This is a genomic window from Streptomyces anandii JCM 4720, from assembly GCF_014650655.1.
GTDB classification, from domain to species: Bacteria; Actinomycetota; Actinomycetes; order Streptomycetales; family Streptomycetaceae; genus Streptomyces; species Streptomyces anandii.
This window is the reverse complement of record NZ_BMVJ01000004.1, coordinates 57,307-75,806: the sequence shown is the minus strand read 5'-3', so window position 1 is coordinate 75,806 and position 18,500 is coordinate 57,307. Positions and strand designations below refer to the sequence as shown.

The window sequence follows — 18,500 nt, the reverse complement described above, 5'->3', positions numbered from 1 at the left end:
ACCGGCGGCTTCGGCGCCGACGTCGTCATCGAGGCGGTGGGCCGCCCCGAGACGTACAAGCAGGCGTTCTACGCCCGAGACCTGGCCGGCACGGTCGTCCTGGTCGGCGTGCCGACCCCGGAGATGAAGCTGGAACTGCCGCTGCTGGACGTCTTCGGCCGCGGCGGCGCGCTCAAGTCCAGCTGGTACGGCGACTGCCTGCCCTCCCGGGACTTCCCGATGCTTGTCGACCTGCATCTGCAAGGCCGCCTGCCGCTGGACAAGTTCGTCAGCGAGACCATCCAACTCGACGAGGTGGAGAAGGCGTTCGAGCGGATGCACCACGGCGACGTGCTGCGCTCGGTGGTGGTGCTGTGATGGCCGCCCGCATCGAACGCCTCGTCACCTCCGGGCAGTTCACGCTCGACGGCGGCTCCTGGGACGTGGACAACAACGTGTGGATCATCGGCGACGACCACGAGGCCGTCGTCATCGACGCCGCGCACGACGCCCGGGCCATCGCCGCGGCCGTGGGCGACCGCCGGCTCACCGCCATCGTGTGCACCCACGCCCACAACGACCACATCAACGCCGCGCCCGCCCTCGCGGACCTGACCGGCGCCACGATCTGGCTGCACCCCGACGACCTGCCGCTGTGGAAGATGACCCATCCGGGCCGCGACCCCGACGAGCACCTCGCCGACGGCCAGGTGATCGAGGCGGCGGGCGCCGACCTGACGGTCATCCACACCCCCGGCCACGCGCCGGGAGCCGTCTGCCTGTACGACCCGGGCCTCGGCGCGGTCTTCACCGGCGACACCCTCTTCCAGGGCGGCCCCGGTGCCACCGGGCGCTCGTACTCCCACTTCCCGACGATCATCGACTCGATCCGCGACCGTCTCCTGACGCTGCCGCCCGAGACGAAGGTCCTCACCGGCCACGGCGACCCCACCACCATCGGCGCCGAGGCCCCCCACCTCCAGGACTGGATCGCCCGCGGCCACTGACCCGACGGCGTCGTTCAGGGCGCCGGCTCGCCCGGCCCTGGGGACGTCGCCGGTGTCGCCGAGGGGGCAGGCAGGGACCAGCGGGCCGTGTGGCCCGGGGGGAGGGCCAGGTCCTCGCGCACGGCGGCGTAGTAGTCGGCGCGTGCCGCGCGCTGGCGGGCCAGGAGGGACTGCCAGGCCTCCGGGTCCCGGCGTTCCTCGCGGAGGAAGGCCTCCATTTCCAGTGCCACCACGACCCAGGCCCGGGCTCTCTCCACCACCTCGGGGCTGCCCAGCATGATCAGGGCCTCCCCGGACGGGTCCCGGGCGAGGGAGGCCTGCGCCAGCAGCGGCCCGGCCTCCGCGGGGGTCAGGGGATGTGGATGCGGGTCGTTGCCGAGGTGGGCGGCGACCCGGTAGGCCAGCGTGACCGACTGCTTCAGCGTGCGCGCGTAGTCGGCGTACACGGCGAGCCGCCGCTCCTCCCAGCGGGCCGTGCGCTCCCGCTGGAAGCGGGCCCGGTCGCTGCGCACGACGGCCAGGTACGAGCCGAGCGCGCCGATCACGACGCCGAGGAGGGCGGGGACTTGCTGCCAGAACGCGGACATGCGCGCACGTTATCCGCCCCGCGGAGCGCACCGGCAAGTAGGTTCTGGCGCATGACGGAGATCAGGCGCTTCGAGGGGTACGGGGTTCTCGTCACCGGCGCGGGACGCGGCATCGGCGCCGCCACCGCCCGCAGGCTCGCGGCGGAGGGCGCGCGGGTCATGGTCACCGACGTGGACGGGGAACAGGCGCAGAGGACGGCCGCGGCGCTTGGGGACGCCGGTCTGGCGGCCGGGGCGCACCGGCTGGACGTGGCCGACCGGGCGTCGGTCGAGGCCGCCGTCGCGCACGCGGCCGAGGCGTTCGGCTCGCTCGACGTCCTGGTCAACTGCGCCGCGCACTGCACGCCCGACACCCCGCTGTTCGAGGACGACCAGGACGAGACGTGGGCCCGCGACCTGGACGTCACCCTGACCGGCGCCCGGCGCTGCTGCCGGGCGGCGCTGCCCCACCTCGCCGCCTCGGGGCGCGGCGCGATCGTCAGCATCGGCTCCGTCAACGCCGTACAGGACTTCGGCAACCACGCCTACAGCGCCGCCAAGGCGGGCCTCGCCTCCCTCACCCGCACCCTCGCCGGGCACGCCGCCGCCCGGGGCGTGCGCGTCAACCTGGTGATGCCGGGCACGGTCCGCACCTCGGCGTGGGAGGGGCGGGAGGCCGAGCTCGACCGGATCCGTGAGCTGTATCCCCTCGGCCGGGTCGGTGAGCCCGGGGACATCGCCGCCGCGGTGGCCTTCCTCGCCTCCCGCGACGCGGCCTGGATCACCGGCACCACCCTCACCGTGGACGGCGGCCTCACGGCCGTCCACGCCGGCTTCAACGCGGCGGTCCAGGACGCCTGAGCCCCCGATTGTCACCACTTCGTCTCGGCCCGCCGTGCTTTACAACCGGCGCGCCCCGGCAAGTGTCTAGGAGTCGGACAGCGCGGTGGCGCGACGAACGGGGAGGGGCCGCAATGGCACATGTGGGCAGGCGGGGAGCGGTCGTACTGGGAGTGGCGGGTCTGGTGACGCCGCTCACGGTCGCGCTGGGGGCGACCCCGGCGCAGGCCGCCAGTTGCACGACGCGGACGGGGCCGTACCAGAAACAGGTGGAGAAGTTCCTCGGCCGGCCGGTCGACGGACGGCAGTCGGCCGCCGACTGCAAGGCCATCCGGGCCTTCCAGAACAAGCACGGCATCACACCCGCCATCGGGTACGCCGGGCCCGTCACCTGGGGCGTGATGGACCTCATGAACAAGCAGAAGGCCGTGGGCAAGAACCCCAACAAGGACGGCAAGTGCCCCGTCAACAAGGGCCGGACAGCGTGTGTGAACCTGACCCTCCAGCTCAGCTGGATCCAGGACGGCAAGCGCCTGGTCTACGGCCCCGTGCCGGTGCGCACCGGACGCGACGGCTACGAGACCCGTACCGGGCTGAAGAAGATCTACTGGCGTGACATCGACCACGTCTCCACGATCTACAACGTGCCGATGCCCTACAGCCAGTTCTTCGACGGCGGCCAGGCCTTCCACTCGGTGGGCCTGAGCATGTGGAACCCGCCGGGCTCGCACGGCTGCGTGAACATGACGACGACGGACGCGAAGAAGTACTGGTCGCTGCTGAAGAAGGGCGACGACGTGTTCGTGTACGGGCGCAAGCCGGGCACCTGAGCCGAAGGGAGGGGAACCCCCGTGGCGGCCCTGCCGGAGGGCGAAGTGCCTGATCAGCGGCGCGGAATTGACGTGATGAGCAACACGGTCCGATATGTCCGTATCGCTCGTACTTATTCACAGCGCCTTCACGTCGGTCGGCATATGCTTCACGGCATGTCCACCACTGTTGAACCCGTTTCCGAGCGATCGGCCGCGGAGGTCAACGAGGAGATCCGGGCCCTGTGGCGCCGGTCGGGCGGGACACTGACCACCGAGCAGCGCGAGATCTACCAGCGACTCGTGATGGAGTGGGCCGCGGCCGCTCCGGACCCGGCCCAGGCGGCCTGACCGCCCCTCCTCACCGGCCACCGCCGGCGATCGGACCACCGTCCCGGGCACCCATGAGCGAATGGGTGCCCATCTCGTCTTTTCTCCTCGTCTTCCTCTCCCGGCTTCGTCTTCCGGCTTCCTCCCCGGCCGCCCTCAGCCCCACGTGGCGGAGTAGTACCGCTGGTAGGCCTTGCGGTCCTGCTCCGAGCGGATCCACCGGGTGGCGACCAGCGCGATCAGGCTGCCGCCGATGATCAGCAGCCCGGGGCCCACGCTGCGCGGGTCGGACAGCCGGGCCAGCAGCGTGGCGCCCTCCGTGCCGCCCGTCACGGGCGCCGAGGAGCCCGGCGAGGCGCCGCCGGGCGCGATGGCGCTGTGGGTGGCCGCGCCGGACGGCGCGCCGGAGGGAGCCGCGCCCTGGGCCGCGCCCGCGCCCTTCTGCGGCGCCGACACGATCAGCCTCACGCCCAGCGCGGTCAGCGCCTTGGTCACCGGCTGGAAGAACGTCGTGCCGCCCGTCGTGCAGTCGCCGCTGCCACCCGAGGTCACACCCAGCGCGATCCCCTCCGAGAACAGCGGGCCGCCGCTGTCGCCCGGCTCGGCGCACACCGTCGTCTGGATCAGGCCGGTGACGGTGCCCTCGGGGTAGTTGACCGTGGCGTTCAGCCCGGTCACCTCGCCGTCGTGCAGCCCGCTCGTGCTGCCGCTGCGGAACACCCGCTGCCCCACGCTCGCGTCCCCGGCCCCCGTGATCCGTACGCCGTTGCCGCCGCCGATCGCCACCACGTCGGCGCCCTGCCCGGCGCGGCCGGAGTTGTACTGCACCAGCGAGAAGTCGTTGCTCGGGAAGGTGCTGCTCACCGTCTTGCCCAGCTGCTGGTTGCCCTGGCTGTCCGCGAACCAGATGGACCCGGCGGGCCCGCAGTGCCCGGCGGTCAGGATGAAGTCGCTCTGCCCGTTGGTCACGTTGAAGCCGGCCGAGCAGCGCCCGCCGGTCGACAGGATGGGCTGCGCGCCGTTGAGCCGCGTGGTGAACCGGCCCTGGGTCCGCCGCATGTGCACGAAACCGCCGCCGATGCCGTCGGCGACGCGTGTCATCCGGGCCCAGTCGCCGGCGGAGACCGTGCTGTCGGCCTCCACGGTGACCCGGTTGGTGCGGTAGTCCATCACCCACGCCGTGCCGGCCACCCGGGGGGCCGCGCGCAGGGTCGAGGTAGCGGCCTTGAGCTCGTTCATGCTGTGCCGCACGAGCTTCGGCTCGGCCCCCGCCCGCCGCACCTCCCGCGCCGTCTCCTCGTCGGTCACGGCCACCACGGGGCGCCCGTCGGAGCCGATCCAGCTGCCCGCCGTACGGGCGTCGCCGAGGCGCGCCACCAGCCCGGCGCCGGTCCCGCCGGCCGACTGCGACGCGCTGCGCAGGGTCGTGGCGGCGCGGGGAGTCTCGCTCGCCATCGCCGCGTGCGTGACCATTCCTCCGCCCAGGAGGAGTCCCGCGACGGCCGTCAGCCGTGTCACTCGCCTAACGACCCGTCGTCGTGCGTGCCTCATGCGTGGCTCCCGAACCCGAACACGCGGCGCTCAACACCGCGGGGGCCTCCGGTCGTTGAGCGCCCCTCCTCCATACGTGGCGGGGCGCGGGCGCGTTCAGCCGGGGGTGATCTTCTTCGCCGCCGGTACGGACGGTACGGCGCTCGCCGGCCTCGCCGTTCCATGTCACGCCGTGCGCGCCCTATGTTGAGCCCATGAACAGGAGCCCGCACGACACGTCCGGTGAACCGAATCCCCTCCGCGTCCTCACCCTCGACGACCTGCGCCTGCGCACGAGCGAGAAGTGGCGCGCGTACCCGGCCGACGTGCTGCCGCTGTGGGTCGCCGAGATGGACGTGCCGCTCGCCGAACCCGTGGTGCGCGCGGTCACCGACGCCCTGGCCATCGGGGACACCGGCTACGCCTCGGGCACCGCCTACGCCGAGGCCCTCGCCGCCTTCGCGGAGCGGCGGTGGGGCTGGAACGGACTCGCGGTGGAGCGCACCGCGCTCGTGCCCGACGTGATGCTGGGCGTCGTGGAGATGCTCAAGCTGGTGACCGGGCCCGGGGACCCGGTGGTCGTCAGCCCGCCGGTGTACCCGCCGTTCTACGACTTCGTGACGCACATGGACAGGAAGGTCCTCGAGGCCCCGCTCGGCCCGGACCACCGCCTGGACCTCGCCACGCTGGACGAGGTCTTCGAGTCGGCCGTCGCCCACGGCGGGCGCGCCGCCTACCTGCTGTGCAGCCCGCAGAACCCGACCGGCACCGTGCACACCGAGAGCGAGCTCACCGCCGTGGCCGCGCTCGCCGACCGGTACGGCGTACGGGTCGTGGCCGACGAGATCCACGCGCCGCTCGTCGCCGCGGGCGCGCGCTTCGTGCCGTACCTCAGTGTGCCGGGCGGCGAGCGCGGCCTGTCGCTGATGTCGGCCAGCAAGGGCTGGAACCTGCCCGGCGTCAAGGCCGCCGTCGCCGTCGCGGGAGCCGCGGCCGCGGCCGACCTGGCCCGGCTGCCGGGGGAGGTCGCCGACGGGGCGAGCCACCTCGGCGTCATTGCCCACACCGCGGCCCTGCGCGAGGGCGTCCCGTGGCTGGACGCGCTCCTCGCCGGGCTGGACGCCAACCGGCGTCTGCTGTCCGGGCTGCTCGCCGAGCACCTGCCCGCCGTCTCCCACCGCCCCGGCGAGGCCACCTACCTCGCCTGGCTGGACTGCCGCGCCCTGGGTCTCGGCGACGATCCCGCGCAGGTCTTCCTCGACCGCGGTCGTGTCGCCCTCAGCTCCGGCATCCCCTTCGGCACCGGCGGCGCCGGCCACGCCCGCCTCAACCTGGCCACCTCCCCGGACATCCTCACGGAGGCGGTGCGCCGCATGAGGACGGCGACCGCCTGACGCCGCGGGGGTGTTCGGCGCGGCTGACATGATGGGCGCATGCGCGTGCTGATACCGCTTCCCGACCGGGACTTCGACGTCACCGAGGTCGCCGTGCCCTGGCGGACGCTCACCGACGCCGGACACGAGGTCGTGTTCGCCACCGAGCGGCCCGGCACCCGCCCCGAGGCCGACCCGCGCCTGCTGACCGGGGTGATTCTCGGGCGGCTGGGCGCCGAGGACGAGCCCAGGCGCTATTACGAACAGCTCACCCACGCCCCGGAGTTCGGCGCCACCCTGGCCTGGTCCGGGCTGGACGTCGCCTCGTTCGACGGGCTGCTCCTGCCCGGCGGGCACGCGCCCGGCATGCGCCAGTACCTCGGCTCCCGCGAACTGCGCGGCCAGGTCGCCCGTTTCTGGGCGCTCGGCCGGCCGGTCGGCGCGATCTGCCACGGCGTGCTGGTCCTCGCCCGCACCCGGGACCCGGCCACCGGCCGCAGCCTGCTGGCCGGCCGCCGGACCACCTGCCTGCCCAAGTACATGGAACGCACCGCCTACTTGACCACGGCCTGGCGGCTCGGCCGCTACTACCGCACCTACCCGGCCTATGTGGAGGACGAGGTGCGCGCCGCCCTCGACGACCCGGCGGCGCAGTTCGCGCGCGGCCCGCGCGAGCTCACCCGGCGCGGCACCGCCACCGACGACACCCACGCCTTCACCGTCCGGGACGGCGCCTACGTGTCCGCGCGCTGGCCGGGGGACGCCTACCTGTTCGCCCGCCGCTTCCTGGAACTCCTCCGGCCCGCAGCCTAGTCGGACTGCGGAAGGCCGCCCGCGCGGACCGTGACAGGTCCGCGCGGCCGGCCTTCCGTCGTACGCACCCGCCCTACGAGGCGTCGAGCACCGTTCCGTTCAGCTCCGGGCCGCCTTCGCGGGGCCGGCCGGAGTCGTCCGCCAGCTGGAACCGGACCGACTCGGGCCGCTCCTTGACCGAGTCCTTGACCGTCGGCACCGTCACCTCGGCGCTCCGCCGGCCCGCCGGGACCGAGACACCCAGGGTGAGGTTCTCGATCGAGGACAGCGGGCGTTCCGGGTCGGGCGACTCCCCGGTGTTCTCCCGCAGCCAGGTCGCGTCGACGTCCTTGGTGGACAGCTCCGCGCCGCCGCTGACGGGCCGTACGGCGAACAGCGCGAAGATGTCCACGTCGGCGGCCGCCGACAGGTTCACCCGCCACCTCAGCGGCTGCCCCTCGGTCACCCGCGCGGCGAGCGGCGTCACGGTGACCGTGGGCCGCGGGTCGTCGTTCTCGACGGTCACCCCGCCCCGGTGGGCGCCGACCACGGAGCCGTGGACCGCCTTGACGAGGACGTCGTGGGAAACGTCGTAGCCGAAGCGGGTGTTGCCCGCCACGCGCACGGGGACGTCGATGTCGTGGCCGCCCGGCCGCACCGTCACCAGCCGGTCCTTCCCGGCGCCGGTGAGCGGGTCCAGGACGTACAGCCGCACCTGGCCGCTGCCGTGCCCGGACACCCGTACCGGCACCCGGTAGGTGCGCACGCCCGAGTCGCCCTCCTTGACCGTCAGCCTGCCGATGTCCACGCGGGGCAGCGTGGCGGCGCGGACCGCCGGGGTCCCGGGGCGCCAGCCCCAGGCATCCATCAGCCAGGCCTGCCCGGAGCGGCTGCGCGGGGTCAGCTCCAGCGCGGCGACCCGGCGCAGGTCGAGGCCGGCGCGGGCGGCGGTGGTCAGCGGTACGCGCACCTCGCGCGCCCAGTAGGAGGCCGTCCGCTCGCTGCCCGGCAGCCCGTCCACCCCGGCCGTGCCGAGGACCGCGCGGCGGCCGGAGGCGTCGGTGACGGCCACCTCCAGCCGGGTCCCGGTGGTGTTCGGCGGTACGAACACCCGCAGCGCGAGGTCCTTGGCGCCGGCCAGCGGGACGGGCGCCGAGGGGCGTATCCGGGTCGTGGACCCGGCGGTGGTCCAGCGCAGCGCCACGGCGCGGCGGCCGGTCTCCCGCGGGGTCTCCCACTGGGCGAAGTGCGGCGAGACGCCGGTCGCACCGGAGCCGAGACAGGCCACGGACGGACGGGGGTCCACCGCCGAGCACAGCTTGCCGCCGGTCACCGTGACCGGCCCGTCGGGCAGGAAGCCGCCGGTGCGCGCGGCGCCCACGGCGTGGGTGAGCACCCGCGCGGGGTCCGCCGAGGGCGCCCGGAAGCCGGACCCGTCGAGCAGCGGCCGCACCCGGTCGTCCCCGGCGACGAACAGCCGGGCCGCCGCGGCGATGTAGGTGGCGCCGGCCCGGTGCTGCTGGTCGGCGGTCAGCCGGGTGCGCGCGCCGGGCGAGCACACCGGGTCGCGGTGGTCCGGGTCGTCGTAGAAGTCGTCCTCGGCGGGCGCCTCGGCCTTGCCCGGGGTCCACTCGGTGTTGAAGAAGTTGTGGTCGGCGCCGGTCACGTAGACGGCGCTGTGCAGCGCGGCGCCCCGGCTGACGCCGCGCGTGCCGTCGACGTAGACCTCGCCCTGGAGGTCGGAGACGTCGCCGTCGCAGCCGGGCAGGATCGTGGTGGAGGGCACGTCCGCCACCGGGTTCTGGCCGAAGACCGTGGGCCCTATGAGGACGGTACCCCTGATGCTCCAGCGGGCCGGGCCGTGCAGGGCGTCCTGGCCCGCGGGCGGGGGATAGAGGCTGTCCATGGCGGCCCGGTTGACGCCCTCGCCGCCGCGCGAGTGCCCGACGAGCAGGACGCGCGAGAGGTCGGCCGGCGGCGCCTTCCGCACGGCGCCGGGCGCCGTGGCCGGGTGGGCGGCCCAGCCGGCCCAGCGGGCCAGGTGCAGACGCACCAGCGAGGAGCGGGCCTGCGCGCCGCCGTCCTCGGCCGCGAAGTCCTGGCCATTGACGCCGTTGGCCGATATGGACACCGTCACATAGCCCTGGGAGGCGAGGAGCCGCTGGTCCTGGAGGTAGCCGCGGTAGCTCGGGATCGGCCGGGTGCCGGCCGGGCAGGGCCAGTCTCCGGTCACCTTGTCGGCGTGCGGCTTGTAGCAGGTGGCGTGGCGGCCGTGCAGGAACAGGGCGAGCGGGCGGCGTCCGGTGGCGCCGCGCGGCGCGACCACGACGGCGCGCATCTCGACCGGTGCCGGGAGCCCGGGCAGGCGCACCGAGTTCAGCGTGTACTCACCGGTGAGGGTGCGGTACGGGCCGGGCCTGCCGGGGTCGACGCCGTTCGCCGGGAGCGACGCGGGAGGTGTGGCCCCGGCCGCGAGTCGGCTGCCGGGCGCGTGCGGTGCGGCGGCGGGCGGTGCGTCCAGCCTCCGGCCCGAGGCGCGTACTTGCAGGCCGCGGAGGTCGTCCAGGCCGGTGAGGCCGGTGAGGGCCGGGGCGCCCGCCCGGCCGGGTCCGGGCCGGTCGAGGCCGAGCCGGAAGGTGCGGCCGTCGCCGCCGGGCACGGGCCGTCCCAGCAGCCGGTCCCCGGCGTAGAACTCGACGCGCGCGTCCCCCATGGGCACGGGCGTCTCCGAGCGCCACACCAGCTGCCGGCCGGCCCCCTCGCCGGTGAGGCTCCAGCCGGGCGGCAGGCCGCCGTGACGGTCGGCCGCAGCGGCCGGCGGTCTCGGCCCACCGGATTGCCGGGCCTGCGCCGCGACGGGCGCCACCCCCATCAGGGCGAGCACCGCCACCACGGTGACCCCTGTTCGCCGGGCACGGATCAATGTCCCCTCCTCGCAGCACGCGCCCCCTGTGGTCCCGGGGGCCTCTGGTGCCCCGGAGGATGGGGGAGGAAGGCTGTGGGTTGCCTGTGCGCCGAGGCGCGGCGGTGCCGCCGACGTGATCACGCCAGTCAACCTGTGCTGACGGCGGATCAGCTGCCGCGCGCGTGGCGGTGCTTGCGGGCGCGCGCACCGCCCTAGGCTCCGAACCGCGGACGCGCGCCGAGTTGGCCGGCGCGTGTCGGAACTCGCGGACGCGAGCCGGGGCATGGCCGGCGCGTGGTGAGACCGCGGACGCATGTGGGCGGACCTGACGGGGCTGGTGCGGTGGAGGAGATCCGGGTCACGGGCCAAAGGACCGGACGGTGGCCCACCGGCGGTGCCGGCTGGTGCCTGGCCGCGTCGGTGGCCCTGCACGTCCTGGCCGTCGTCACCCACCCGACCCGGCCGCTGGACCTGCGCGTCTACCACGAGGCCGCGGGCCACCTGCTGACCGGCGGCCTCTACGACTACGCGCTGCGCACCGGGCCGCCCATCCCGTCGCTGCCCTTCACCTACCCGCCGTTCGCCGCCCTGGTGTTCCTCGCGCCCTCCCGGCTGCCCTGGGCGGTCACGGTGGTGCTCTGGCAGGCGCTGTCCGTGGCGTCCCTGCTGGTCGTCGCGGGATGCGCCGTACGGCTGCTCGGACCCCTGCCGGACGGCCGGGCCAGGAACCTCGCCCTGCTCTGGACGGCCGTCGGACTCTGGCTGGAACCGGTGCGGCACACCCTCGACCAGGGCCAGGTCAACCTGCTGCTCGGCGCCGTGGTCATGGCGGGCCTGGCGCTGCCCGCCCGGCCCGTGGCCCGGGGCGCCGCCGTGGGACTGGCGGCCGCGGTGAAACTGACCCCGGCGGTCGCCGGTCTGTATCTGCTGGCGACCCGGCAGTGGCGTGCGGCGGCCTGGGCCGCCGTCACCGGCGCCGCCGCCACGGCCCTGGCCTGGTGCGTCGCCCCGGGTGAATCGGCGCGCTACTGGTCGGGCCTGGTGACCGACACCCGGCGGATGGGCCCCGATTGGTCGGTGCGCAACCAGTCCCTGCGCGGAGCGCTCGACAGACTGCTCGGTACGGGCCAGACGGCCACGGTGGCCTGGGTGGTGGCGTGCGTGCTGGTGACCGCGCTCGCGGCGTACGGCCTGTGGGTCACCGCCCGCCGGGGCGACCGGCTCGGGGCCCTGGTCGTCGCGGAGTTGTACGGACTGCTGGTGTGCCCCATCTCCTGGAGCCACCACTGGATCTGGTGCGTGCCCGCCATGATCCGGCTGCTGCACGGGCCCCACGGGCGGCGCGCGCTCGGTCTTCTCGCGCTCACCGCGTGGGCGTCGGCGGCGGGCGCCCGTCTGGTGCCGCAGCTCATCCGCGCGGAGGACCACCTGGTACGAGCCCCGGAGGCGTACCCGGCGCTGCTGGCCTGGCCCGGATGCGTCTACGCCGTCTGCGCCCTGCTGACCCTCTGGGCCCTGTGCCACGGCGGAGGGGGCGCGGGCCCCGGCGGCGCGGTGGGCGCCGGGGACGCGGAGGACGCCGAGGGCGGCGCCGGGAGGCGCGGTGGGCGCGCCCCGGCGTCCGTTGCGGATGCCGCGGGCCGGGCCCGGGCCGTCGTCAGCTCCAGGCGCGCAGCGGCTCCTCGAGCAGCTGGAAGACCGGCTCGGCGCGCACCGGGTCCTTGGCCGTGGACAGCCGCACCCGGTCCCCGCTGTGGATGCCGATGGGCGGGCCCATGACCCTGCCCCGCACGATGAACCCCTCGCTCATCTCCACCAGCGAGACGTTGCGCGCGGCGGGCGTGTTGCGGTGCACCACCGTGGAGTGGCGGACGGTCCCGACACCTTCGCTGCGCTCGGTCCGCAGTTCGCTGCCCCGGCAGACCGGACACAGCAGCCGCTGGTACATGGCGGTCCCGCACCAGCCGCAGCGCTGGTAGTACAGGGCTTCCGGGTCGCGGCCCTGGGGCTCGAGCAGTCCGGTCGCGGAGCCGGCTGCCGGATGAGCGACGTTTCCTGAGTGGTGGTACACGCTGTCAACTCCCTGCGCTCGGCCGGAAATCCCGCGTGCGCGGGGCACCCGTGCACGCCGTGCGCGGCTCGCCGTGCCACCGTGCACGGCCACAGAGTATGGCACTGAGTGCCATGCGTAAAGACTTTGCGAGGCACTGCGTACCCTAATTTCGGGCGGAGCCACCCGGCCCCAGAGCCGTCTCGACCTCGCGCACCACCTGCCACAACGGCGTTCCGCGCCGCGCCACGACGACCACCACGTCCTCCGCGGCCGCCTTCCCCCGCACCTCGGCGTCGGCTCCGGACCGGCGTCCGCCGGGTCCCGCGGGCGCATGACCGAAGGCCGCCTGGACGAATCCGAGGGCGTGGTCCACGGTCGCGCCGGCGTCGCCCTCGCCGTTTGAACGCAGCCAGGAACGCAGGGCGTTGTTGTGCGCGGCGACCACGGCCGCGGCGATCACGTCGGCCTGCAGCGTCCCGTCGCGCCGCCCGGCGAAGCGCTCGCGCAGATACTCGGCGAGGGCGCGCTCGTAGCGCCAGACCACCGACAGCTCGTACGCCCGCAGGCCCGGCACCCGCTTGGTGAGCCGGTAGCGCTGCACGGAGAAGGCCGGGTTCTCCGCGTACATCCCGAGCACCAGCCGGGCCGCGTCGCACACCCGCCGCACGGGCTCGTCGTCGTCGCTCCCGGCGGCGAGGAAGGCCGTCATGTCGGCCAGGCAGCGTTCGTGGTCGGGGAAGACCACGTCCTCCTTGGAGGGGAAGTAGCGGAAGAACGACCGCCGTCCGACCCCGGCCAGCGCCACGATGTCGTCCACGGTGGTCTGTTCGTACCCGCGCTCCAGGAACAGCCGGAACGCCGCCGCCACCAGGGCGTCCCGCATGGGCGGCTTCGCGGCCGCCGCCTCGGCCTTCCCGCCGCGGCGGGGCGCGGTGCTGCTGGAGCTCATGGACGGGAACGTAGCATCCCCGGCACGCTCTCATGGCACTCAGTGCAGCGTTTCGAGGGAACTGAGTGCACCCGCCGGGCCGAGGGCCGGGCGAAGTAACCTTTCTCCGCCGTCCCGGCCCGCCCGTCCCGCCGTCCCCGCCGCTCAGGAGCCCGCGCATGCCGTCCGCCCGCCCCCGCATCCTCTACGTCACCGACCCGGCGTACCCCGCGCGCGGCCGCCGCTACGGCGACGAGGACATCGCGCTGACCGCGCGCCTGCGCGAGGACTTCACCCTCGCCCTGTGCCACCCCCGGGACGCGGCCGCGCTGATGGACGCCTTCGACGCGGTCGTCGTCCGCAACAGCGGACCCGTCCTCGCCCACCAGGATGCCTACGACGACTTCCGCAGCCGGGCGCTGGCCCGCTCGACCCCCGTCTACAACCCGCTCGACGGCCGCGGTGACATGGCCGGAAAGCAGTACCTGCTCGACCTCACCGCCGCCGGGTACCCGGTCATCCCCACCGTCGACCGGCCCGAGGACCTGCACCTGCTGCCCGGCGCCGACCGCTATGTGGTCAAGCCCAAGCTGGGCGCCGACTCCATAGGCCTGCGCACCGTCACCGCCGGGGAGCTGCCCGCCCTGGCCGACGGCACCGTCCTCGTCCAACCGCACATCGCCTTCGCCTACGAGGTCTCCTTCTACTTCGTCGACCACGACTTCCAGTACGCCCTGCATGCCCCCGACCCCGAGCGGCGCTGGCTGCTGCGGCCGTACGAACCCACCTGCGCGGATCTGGAGTTCGCCCGGCGCTTCATCGACTGGAACGGCCTCGACCACGGCATCCAGCGGGTCGACGCCTGCCGCGCACCGGACGGCGGGCTGCTGCTGGTCGAACTGGAGGACCTCAACCCGTACCTGTCCCTGGACGCCCTCGACGACGCGGGCCGGGACGCCTTCGTCGCCACGCTGAAGGCCTCGCTGCACCGCTTCCTCGCCGCGGCGGCGCAGCGGTCGGCTCCCTGAACCGGCGGGGCGGCCGGCACGTATCTCTCCTCGGGATGGGGCCGGCAGCAGGCAGGGACGGAAGGAGCGCACCGTGTCGACACCACCCGGACGCGAGGAGCCGAACGGCGGGCCGCCCATCGAACCGGTCCGTGTCATACGGCCCCGGCGGACGGACGCGCTCGCGGAGCTGATGAGGGAGTTCCGGGAAAGGAACGGCCTCGACGGCGGCCAGGACACCGGTCACGGCGGTGGCCCCGGCGGCGGCCAGGACGCGACCGAGGAACTGCCGCCGGTGCCGCCCGCCGCGCCCGTGCCTCCGGTGCCGTCCTCCGCGCCGCGCGGCCCGTCGCGTCCACCGCGCAGGCGGCAGCCGGGCCCGGGGGCCGCCGGGGAACCGTGGACGTCCGGCCCGGGCGGCCGTCGCGGAGGCGCCCCCGTGCCCCCGTCCCCGCCTTCCTCATCCTCGCCGGACGTCCCCGGGCGCGGACTGCGCCGGGCGGCCGTCGCGCTCGCCGTGGCCGCCGCCGCGCTGGGCGGGTTCGGCGGCGCCCTCCTGCTGCCCGGCAGGGGAGAGGCCAGTACGGTGGCCGACGCAGGCACCCACCAGCCGTCCCCGAGCGCCTCAGCGGCCCCCGCGTCCACCCCGGCTCCCGCCCCCACCGCCTCCGGTGCGGGCGCCTCCGACCCCGACGGCCCCGGCACCCTGCGCGAGGGCGACAGCGGACCCGAGGTCACCGAACTCCAGCAGCGCCTCCTCAACGTCCCGGACGTCTACCGCGGCGGCTCCACCAGTGGCCGGTACGACGCCACCCTGCGGGAGGCCGTGGCCCGCTACCAGCTGTGGTACGGCATCAGCGGCGACGAGACCGGCGTCTACGGCAACGACACCCGGCGCTCCCTGGAGTCCCGCGCCACCGCGGGCACCGCCGGGTACGGCGGCGGCTGACGACGCGGGAAACGGGCACCCGGGGGCCGGATGTGCTGAGCTGGTGGGGCCGGTGAGAGCCGGCCGGAATGGTGACGGCGGACGGAGCGGTGCGGGCATGCAGGGCGTGGACGTGTTCATGGGCCGGCTGAACCCCGACATGTTCGTGGTGACGGCCGAGGCGGGCGGCGAGCGGGCCGGCTGCCTGGTGGGGTTCGCCTCGCAGTGCTCCATCGATCCGCCGAGGTTCGCGGTCTGGCTGTCCAAGGCGAACCGGACGTTCCGGGTGGCCGAGCGCGCCGACCGGCTCGCCGTGCACGTGCTCACCCGCGAACAGCACGCCCTCGCGGCCCTGTTCGGTGGCCGGACCGGCGACGAGGGGGTGGACAAGTTCGCGGAGGTCCGCTGCACGTCGCGGGCCGGCGGGGCCGTCGTGCTCGACGACGCGGCGGCGTGGTTCGTCGGCCGGATCGTGACGCGCACCGACGGCGGCGACCACGTGGCCTTCCTGCTCGACCCCGTGGAGTCGGGCACCCGCGCCGACCTCGACGCCCCGCTGCTGCGGCTGGCCGACACCCTCGACATCGAGGCAGGACACCCCGCCGACTGACAACGCCCCCACCTGACCGCCCCGCCCCCGACAAACCGCCGAGCCGCCCTCAGCCGGCCGGCCGGGCGCGCCTGCCGGCCGGCCGACCGACGGGGCGTGCCGCCCAGCCGGCGGCTGGTCAGTAAGGTCCCGGCCGACCGAAGGATGGCCGGCGAGATGTCCCCCCGCCGGCAGACGGGCGGGGCCCCGGTCGACGGCGCACCGATCTCGTCGTCCCCCGTGTCTACCCCGGAAGGGGTGGCACTCGGACGTCGAGGACGCATACGTCGTCCCGGCGCTCGCCCGGCAGCATGGCCGCGAGCAGTGGGCCGAGGGAGCCGGGGGCGTCGGGCCCTCGGGCCGTCGTCCGGGCGGAGGCGGCGCCGGCCAGTCGCTCCAGGCCCACCTCGATGGGCTCGCCGGGCCGTTCCACCAGGCCGTCGGTGTAGAGCAGCAGGCGGTCACCGGGCTCCAGCCGGCACTCGGCCTCCTCGAACACCGGGGTCTGGGTCGCCCCCAGCAGCACGCCCCGGGGACGTTCGAGATAGCGGGGCTCGCCCTTGTGCAGCAGCAGTGGGGGCGGATGGCCCGCCTGGGCCCAGATCAGCAGGCGCTGGGCGGGCTTGTAGCGGGCCAGCACCATGGTCGCGGTGCCGTGGCTGTCCCGGGAGTGCAGCAGCAGGGTGTTGAGCCGGGTGAGCGCCCCGGTCAGCGACGAGCCGGTGAAGATCATGCCCTTGGCGGTGAAGCGCAGCTGGGCCATGGTGGCGACCGCGTCGAGGCCGTGCCCGGCGACGTCCCCGACCACGAACAGCGCGTCTCCGCCGGGCAGTTCGACCGCGCTGTACCAGTCACCGCCCACATGGATGCCGGACTGCGCGGGCAGATACGCCAGATCCACGTGCAGCCCGGCCAGCCGTACGGGCCGGCGCGGCAGGGGCAGCAGCGCGTGCTGCAGCCGGCCCGCCAGCGTCCGCTCGGCCTGCAGCAGCCCGTGCTGCGTCAGCACCGCCTGTTCACTCTCGAAGAGGGCCAGTTCGGCGCTGCGCTGCGCGGTGAGGTCCTGGAGGAAGCCGTGCACCTGGGCGGGGACGCCCTCGGCGTCGGGGACGCTCTCGGCGACGGCGCGCAGATGCCGCAGGCCGGACGGTGTCCTGACCCGGAAGGGGACGTCGAACGGCTTGCCCTCGCCGAGCAGTTCGGTCACCGCGCGGGCCAGCGCGGGGCCGTCCTCGGGCACGGCGAGGTCGGGCAGTTCCTCGAGGCGGACCGGACCGCGCGCGGGGTCCCGCCCGCACAGGGCGTAGACGTGGGAGGACCAGGCCGCCTCGTGCGTGACCAGGTTCCAGGTGGCCCAGCCGAGCCGGCCCAGGCGCTGCAGGTCCGCCAGCCGCTGTTCCTGCCGGTCCGAGGAGTCCTGGCGCAGCCAGGTGACCACCAGCCCCTCACCGAAGCGGGCGGCGCGCACCGAGTACGTCGACAACTCCGGGGTTCCGGCGACCAGTTCCTGCCGGGCGAACGGCTCCCCCTCGAAGGGCTCCCCGGTGGTGAGCGTGCCGAGCCAGCCCTGCCACAGCGGCTCCTCGGCGATGGCGGGCCAGCACTCCAGCAGGCGCAGCCCGACCAGTCGGCGTCCGCTGCGTCCGACCGCGTCGACGGTCTGCGGGGTGGCGGCGTCTATGCGGTAGTCCTCGACCTCGCCGGCGGGCGACCGCAGCGGGGTGAGCAGCACGCTGATGCCCGGCAGCGCCTCGAACGCGGCCTGCAGGACGTCCGCCGTGCCGTCCACGAGGGGTTCGGGGCGGGCGAGGAAGGCGCGCAGCCGGCCCGCGCACAACTGGGCGACGTTGCGCAGCAGTTCGCGCGAGCCCGGCGTGAACGGCCCCGGGCGGGTGCGCAGTACGCCGATGACGACGTCCGCCGAGCCCGCGGTGACCACGGGCAGCCAGGCGCGGGAGGCCCACCGCCCGGCCGGGTCCCCGGCGCCCTCCCCGATCAGCAGGTACCGCTTGGCGTCCGCCTCGGGGTCCTCCAGCCAGAGTTCCTCGCGGGCGGCGAGCGCGTCGAGCGCGGCGACGCCGCTGAGCGGCGGCACGTGGCGCCACTGGGCGGCGAGCGTGTCGTCCACGCCCCGGTGCCCGATCAGCTCGAGCCCGCCCGCGGGCTGCCGGTGGTAGAGCATCACCGCGTCGGCGCCCACGGCCTTGGAGAGGTGCTCGTGCAGACAGCGGGCGAGGTCCCGCGGCGTCCCGACGCGGGCCAGCGCCAGCCCGAGCGCGGCGAGCACGGCCGCGTCGGTGACCGCCGGCCCGCCGGTCTTCTCCGCGTCCGCGCCGCCGCCCGGAGGTGTGGGGGAGGGCGCACGGCTCTCCGCGCCGGCTTCGTCGAGGCCGGGGGACAGCGGGGGCACCAGGGTGCCCAGGGTGATCCAGCACTCCTCCATGAGGGTGCGGTGCGCGGCCCTGGCGCGCTGGAGCAGCTCCTCGTGCGCGGCCTCAGGGGAACAGCCGGTGAGCGCCATCAGCACGCCCTTGGCGCGCTCCAGCACGGCGGAGGTCGCCGCGAGATCCCGCAGCCGGTCCATCTCCGCGCGCTGCCTGGCCACCACCCGGGCCAGCGCCGCGATGTCGGGCGCGGCACCGGGCTCCGCGGGTACGGCGGGCTCCCTGCTCACGCGACGAGCATCGCACATCGGGCCGGTCCGATCACCGGCTCGGCGGCCCGGATCCGAGCATCGCGGCCCGTATCCGACCAGTGCGGCCCGTATTCGACCAGTGCGGCCCGGATCTCAACCGGTGCGGCCCGAATCCGTCCGGAGGAGTCCGTATCCGTCCGGGCACCCCCATCCGTCCGGGGCGTGCCGG

Annotated in this window: 16 protein-coding genes and 1 pseudogene; 11 read left to right on the top strand and 6 right to left on the bottom strand. The window is 74.9% G+C overall.

Annotation, left to right across the window (positions count from 1 at the left end; all coding sequences use genetic code 11):
• Both IE249_RS36705 and IE249_RS08995 read left to right on the top strand, forming a co-directional pair.
• The coding region (locus IE249_RS36705) for a zinc-binding dehydrogenase (RefSeq protein ID WP_229857891.1) at positions 1 to 357 on the top strand (357 nt) is incomplete at its 5' end.
• Positions 357 to 986, top strand: coding sequence for an MBL fold metallo-hydrolase (locus IE249_RS08995; RefSeq protein WP_189704253.1), 630 nt, complete (start codon positions 357 to 359; stop codon positions 984 to 986). The genes IE249_RS36705 and IE249_RS08995, both read left to right, overlap by 1 nt.
• A 14-nt stretch (positions 987 to 1,000) precedes the next feature.
• Here IE249_RS08995 and IE249_RS08990 read toward each other — a convergent pair whose 3' ends face one another.
• Positions 1,001 to 1,573, bottom strand: a complete 573-nt coding sequence (locus tag IE249_RS08990) for a hypothetical protein (protein ID WP_189704252.1) — start codon at positions 1,571 to 1,573, stop codon at positions 1,001 to 1,003.
• A gap of 51 nt (positions 1,574 to 1,624) precedes the next feature.
• Here IE249_RS08990 and IE249_RS08985 point away from each other — a divergent pair, with 51 nt between their 5' ends.
• The 3 genes from IE249_RS08985 (at position 1,625) to IE249_RS08975 (ending at position 3,552) form a co-directional block, all read left to right on the top strand.
• Positions 1,625 to 2,413: an SDR family NAD(P)-dependent oxidoreductase gene (locus IE249_RS08985; RefSeq protein WP_189704251.1), complete on the top strand. Its 789-nt coding sequence runs from the start codon at positions 1,625 to 1,627 to the stop codon at positions 2,411 to 2,413.
• Positions 2,414 to 2,526: 113 nt separating this feature from the next.
• Positions 2,527 to 3,222 carry a L,D-transpeptidase family protein gene (locus tag IE249_RS08980; RefSeq protein ID WP_189704250.1) on the top strand — a complete coding sequence of 232 codons (696 nt, stop codon included), beginning with the start codon at positions 2,527 to 2,529 and terminating at the stop codon, positions 3,220 to 3,222.
• Between the two features lie 144 nt (positions 3,223 to 3,366).
• Positions 3,367 to 3,552, top strand: a complete 186-nt coding sequence (locus IE249_RS08975; protein WP_189704544.1) for a hypothetical protein — start codon at positions 3,367 to 3,369, stop codon at positions 3,550 to 3,552.
• A gap of 135 nt (positions 3,553 to 3,687) precedes the next feature.
• Here the strand turns inward: IE249_RS08975 and IE249_RS08970 are convergent, their stop codons facing one another.
• Entirely contained in the window at positions 3,688 to 5,082 is a 1,395-nt protein-coding gene (locus IE249_RS08970) for a S1 family peptidase (protein WP_189704249.1), read from the bottom strand.
• A gap of 194 nt (positions 5,083 to 5,276) precedes the next feature.
• On the opposite strand from IE249_RS08970, the gene IE249_RS08965 reads away from it, so the two are divergent.
• Positions 5,277 to 6,455, top strand: coding sequence for a MalY/PatB family protein (locus tag IE249_RS08965; protein ID WP_189704248.1), 1,179 nt, complete (start codon positions 5,277 to 5,279; stop codon positions 6,453 to 6,455).
• A 39-nt stretch (positions 6,456 to 6,494) separates the two neighbouring features.
• Positions 6,495 to 7,247 (top strand): type 1 glutamine amidotransferase domain-containing protein, encoded by a 753-nt coding sequence (locus IE249_RS08960; RefSeq protein ID WP_189704247.1) that lies wholly within the window; start codon positions 6,495 to 6,497, stop codon positions 7,245 to 7,247.
• 73 nt (positions 7,248 to 7,320) lie between these two features.
• Here the strand turns inward: IE249_RS08960 and IE249_RS08955 are convergent, their stop codons facing one another.
• Positions 7,321 to 10,149: a hypothetical protein gene (locus IE249_RS08955; RefSeq protein ID WP_189704246.1), complete on the bottom strand. Its 2,829-nt coding sequence runs from the start codon at positions 10,147 to 10,149 to the stop codon at positions 7,321 to 7,323.
• A gap of 276 nt (positions 10,150 to 10,425) precedes the next feature.
• Between IE249_RS08955 and IE249_RS36700 the strand changes: the two are divergent.
• Positions 10,426 to 11,388 (top strand): annotated as a pseudogene (locus IE249_RS36700) (glycosyltransferase 87 family protein); the annotation flags it as partial.
• A 400-nt stretch (positions 11,389 to 11,788) separates the two neighbouring features.
• On the opposite strand, the gene IE249_RS08945 reads toward IE249_RS36700, so the two are convergent.
• Together IE249_RS08945 and IE249_RS08940 are read right to left on the bottom strand one after the other, a co-directional pair.
• Positions 11,789 to 12,202 carry a Zn-ribbon domain-containing OB-fold protein gene (locus IE249_RS08945; RefSeq protein WP_229857888.1) on the bottom strand — a complete coding sequence of 138 codons (414 nt, stop codon included), beginning with the start codon at positions 12,200 to 12,202 and terminating at the stop codon, positions 11,789 to 11,791.
• A gap of 145 nt (positions 12,203 to 12,347) precedes the next feature.
• On the bottom strand, positions 12,348 to 13,133 hold the full coding sequence (locus IE249_RS08940) for a TetR family transcriptional regulator (protein WP_189704244.1): 786 nt from the start codon (positions 13,131 to 13,133) through the stop codon (positions 12,348 to 12,350).
• A gap of 158 nt (positions 13,134 to 13,291) precedes the next feature.
• Here IE249_RS08940 and IE249_RS08935 point away from each other — a divergent pair, with 158 nt between their 5' ends.
• The 3 genes from IE249_RS08935 to IE249_RS08925 all read left to right on the top strand — a co-directional run bounded on the left by IE249_RS08935 (position 13,292) and on the right by IE249_RS08925 (position 15,657).
• Positions 13,292 to 14,140, top strand: a complete 849-nt coding sequence (locus IE249_RS08935) for an ATP-grasp domain-containing protein (protein WP_189704243.1) — start codon at positions 13,292 to 13,294, stop codon at positions 14,138 to 14,140.
• A gap of 73 nt (positions 14,141 to 14,213) precedes the next feature.
• On the top strand, positions 14,214 to 15,068 hold the full coding sequence (locus IE249_RS08930; RefSeq protein WP_229857887.1) for a peptidoglycan-binding domain-containing protein: 855 nt from the start codon (positions 14,214 to 14,216) through the stop codon (positions 15,066 to 15,068).
• 97 nt (positions 15,069 to 15,165) lie between these two features.
• A complete protein-coding gene (locus tag IE249_RS08925; RefSeq protein WP_189704242.1) occupies positions 15,166 to 15,657 on the top strand; it encodes a flavin reductase family protein in 492 nt (163 codons plus the stop codon).
• Positions 15,658 to 15,880: 223 nt separating this feature from the next.
• Here IE249_RS08925 and IE249_RS08920 read toward each other — a convergent pair whose 3' ends face one another.
• Entirely contained in the window at positions 15,881 to 18,328 is a 2,448-nt protein-coding gene (locus tag IE249_RS08920; RefSeq protein WP_189704241.1) for a SpoIIE family protein phosphatase, read from the bottom strand.
• Positions 18,329 to 18,500 lie beyond the last annotated feature (172 nt).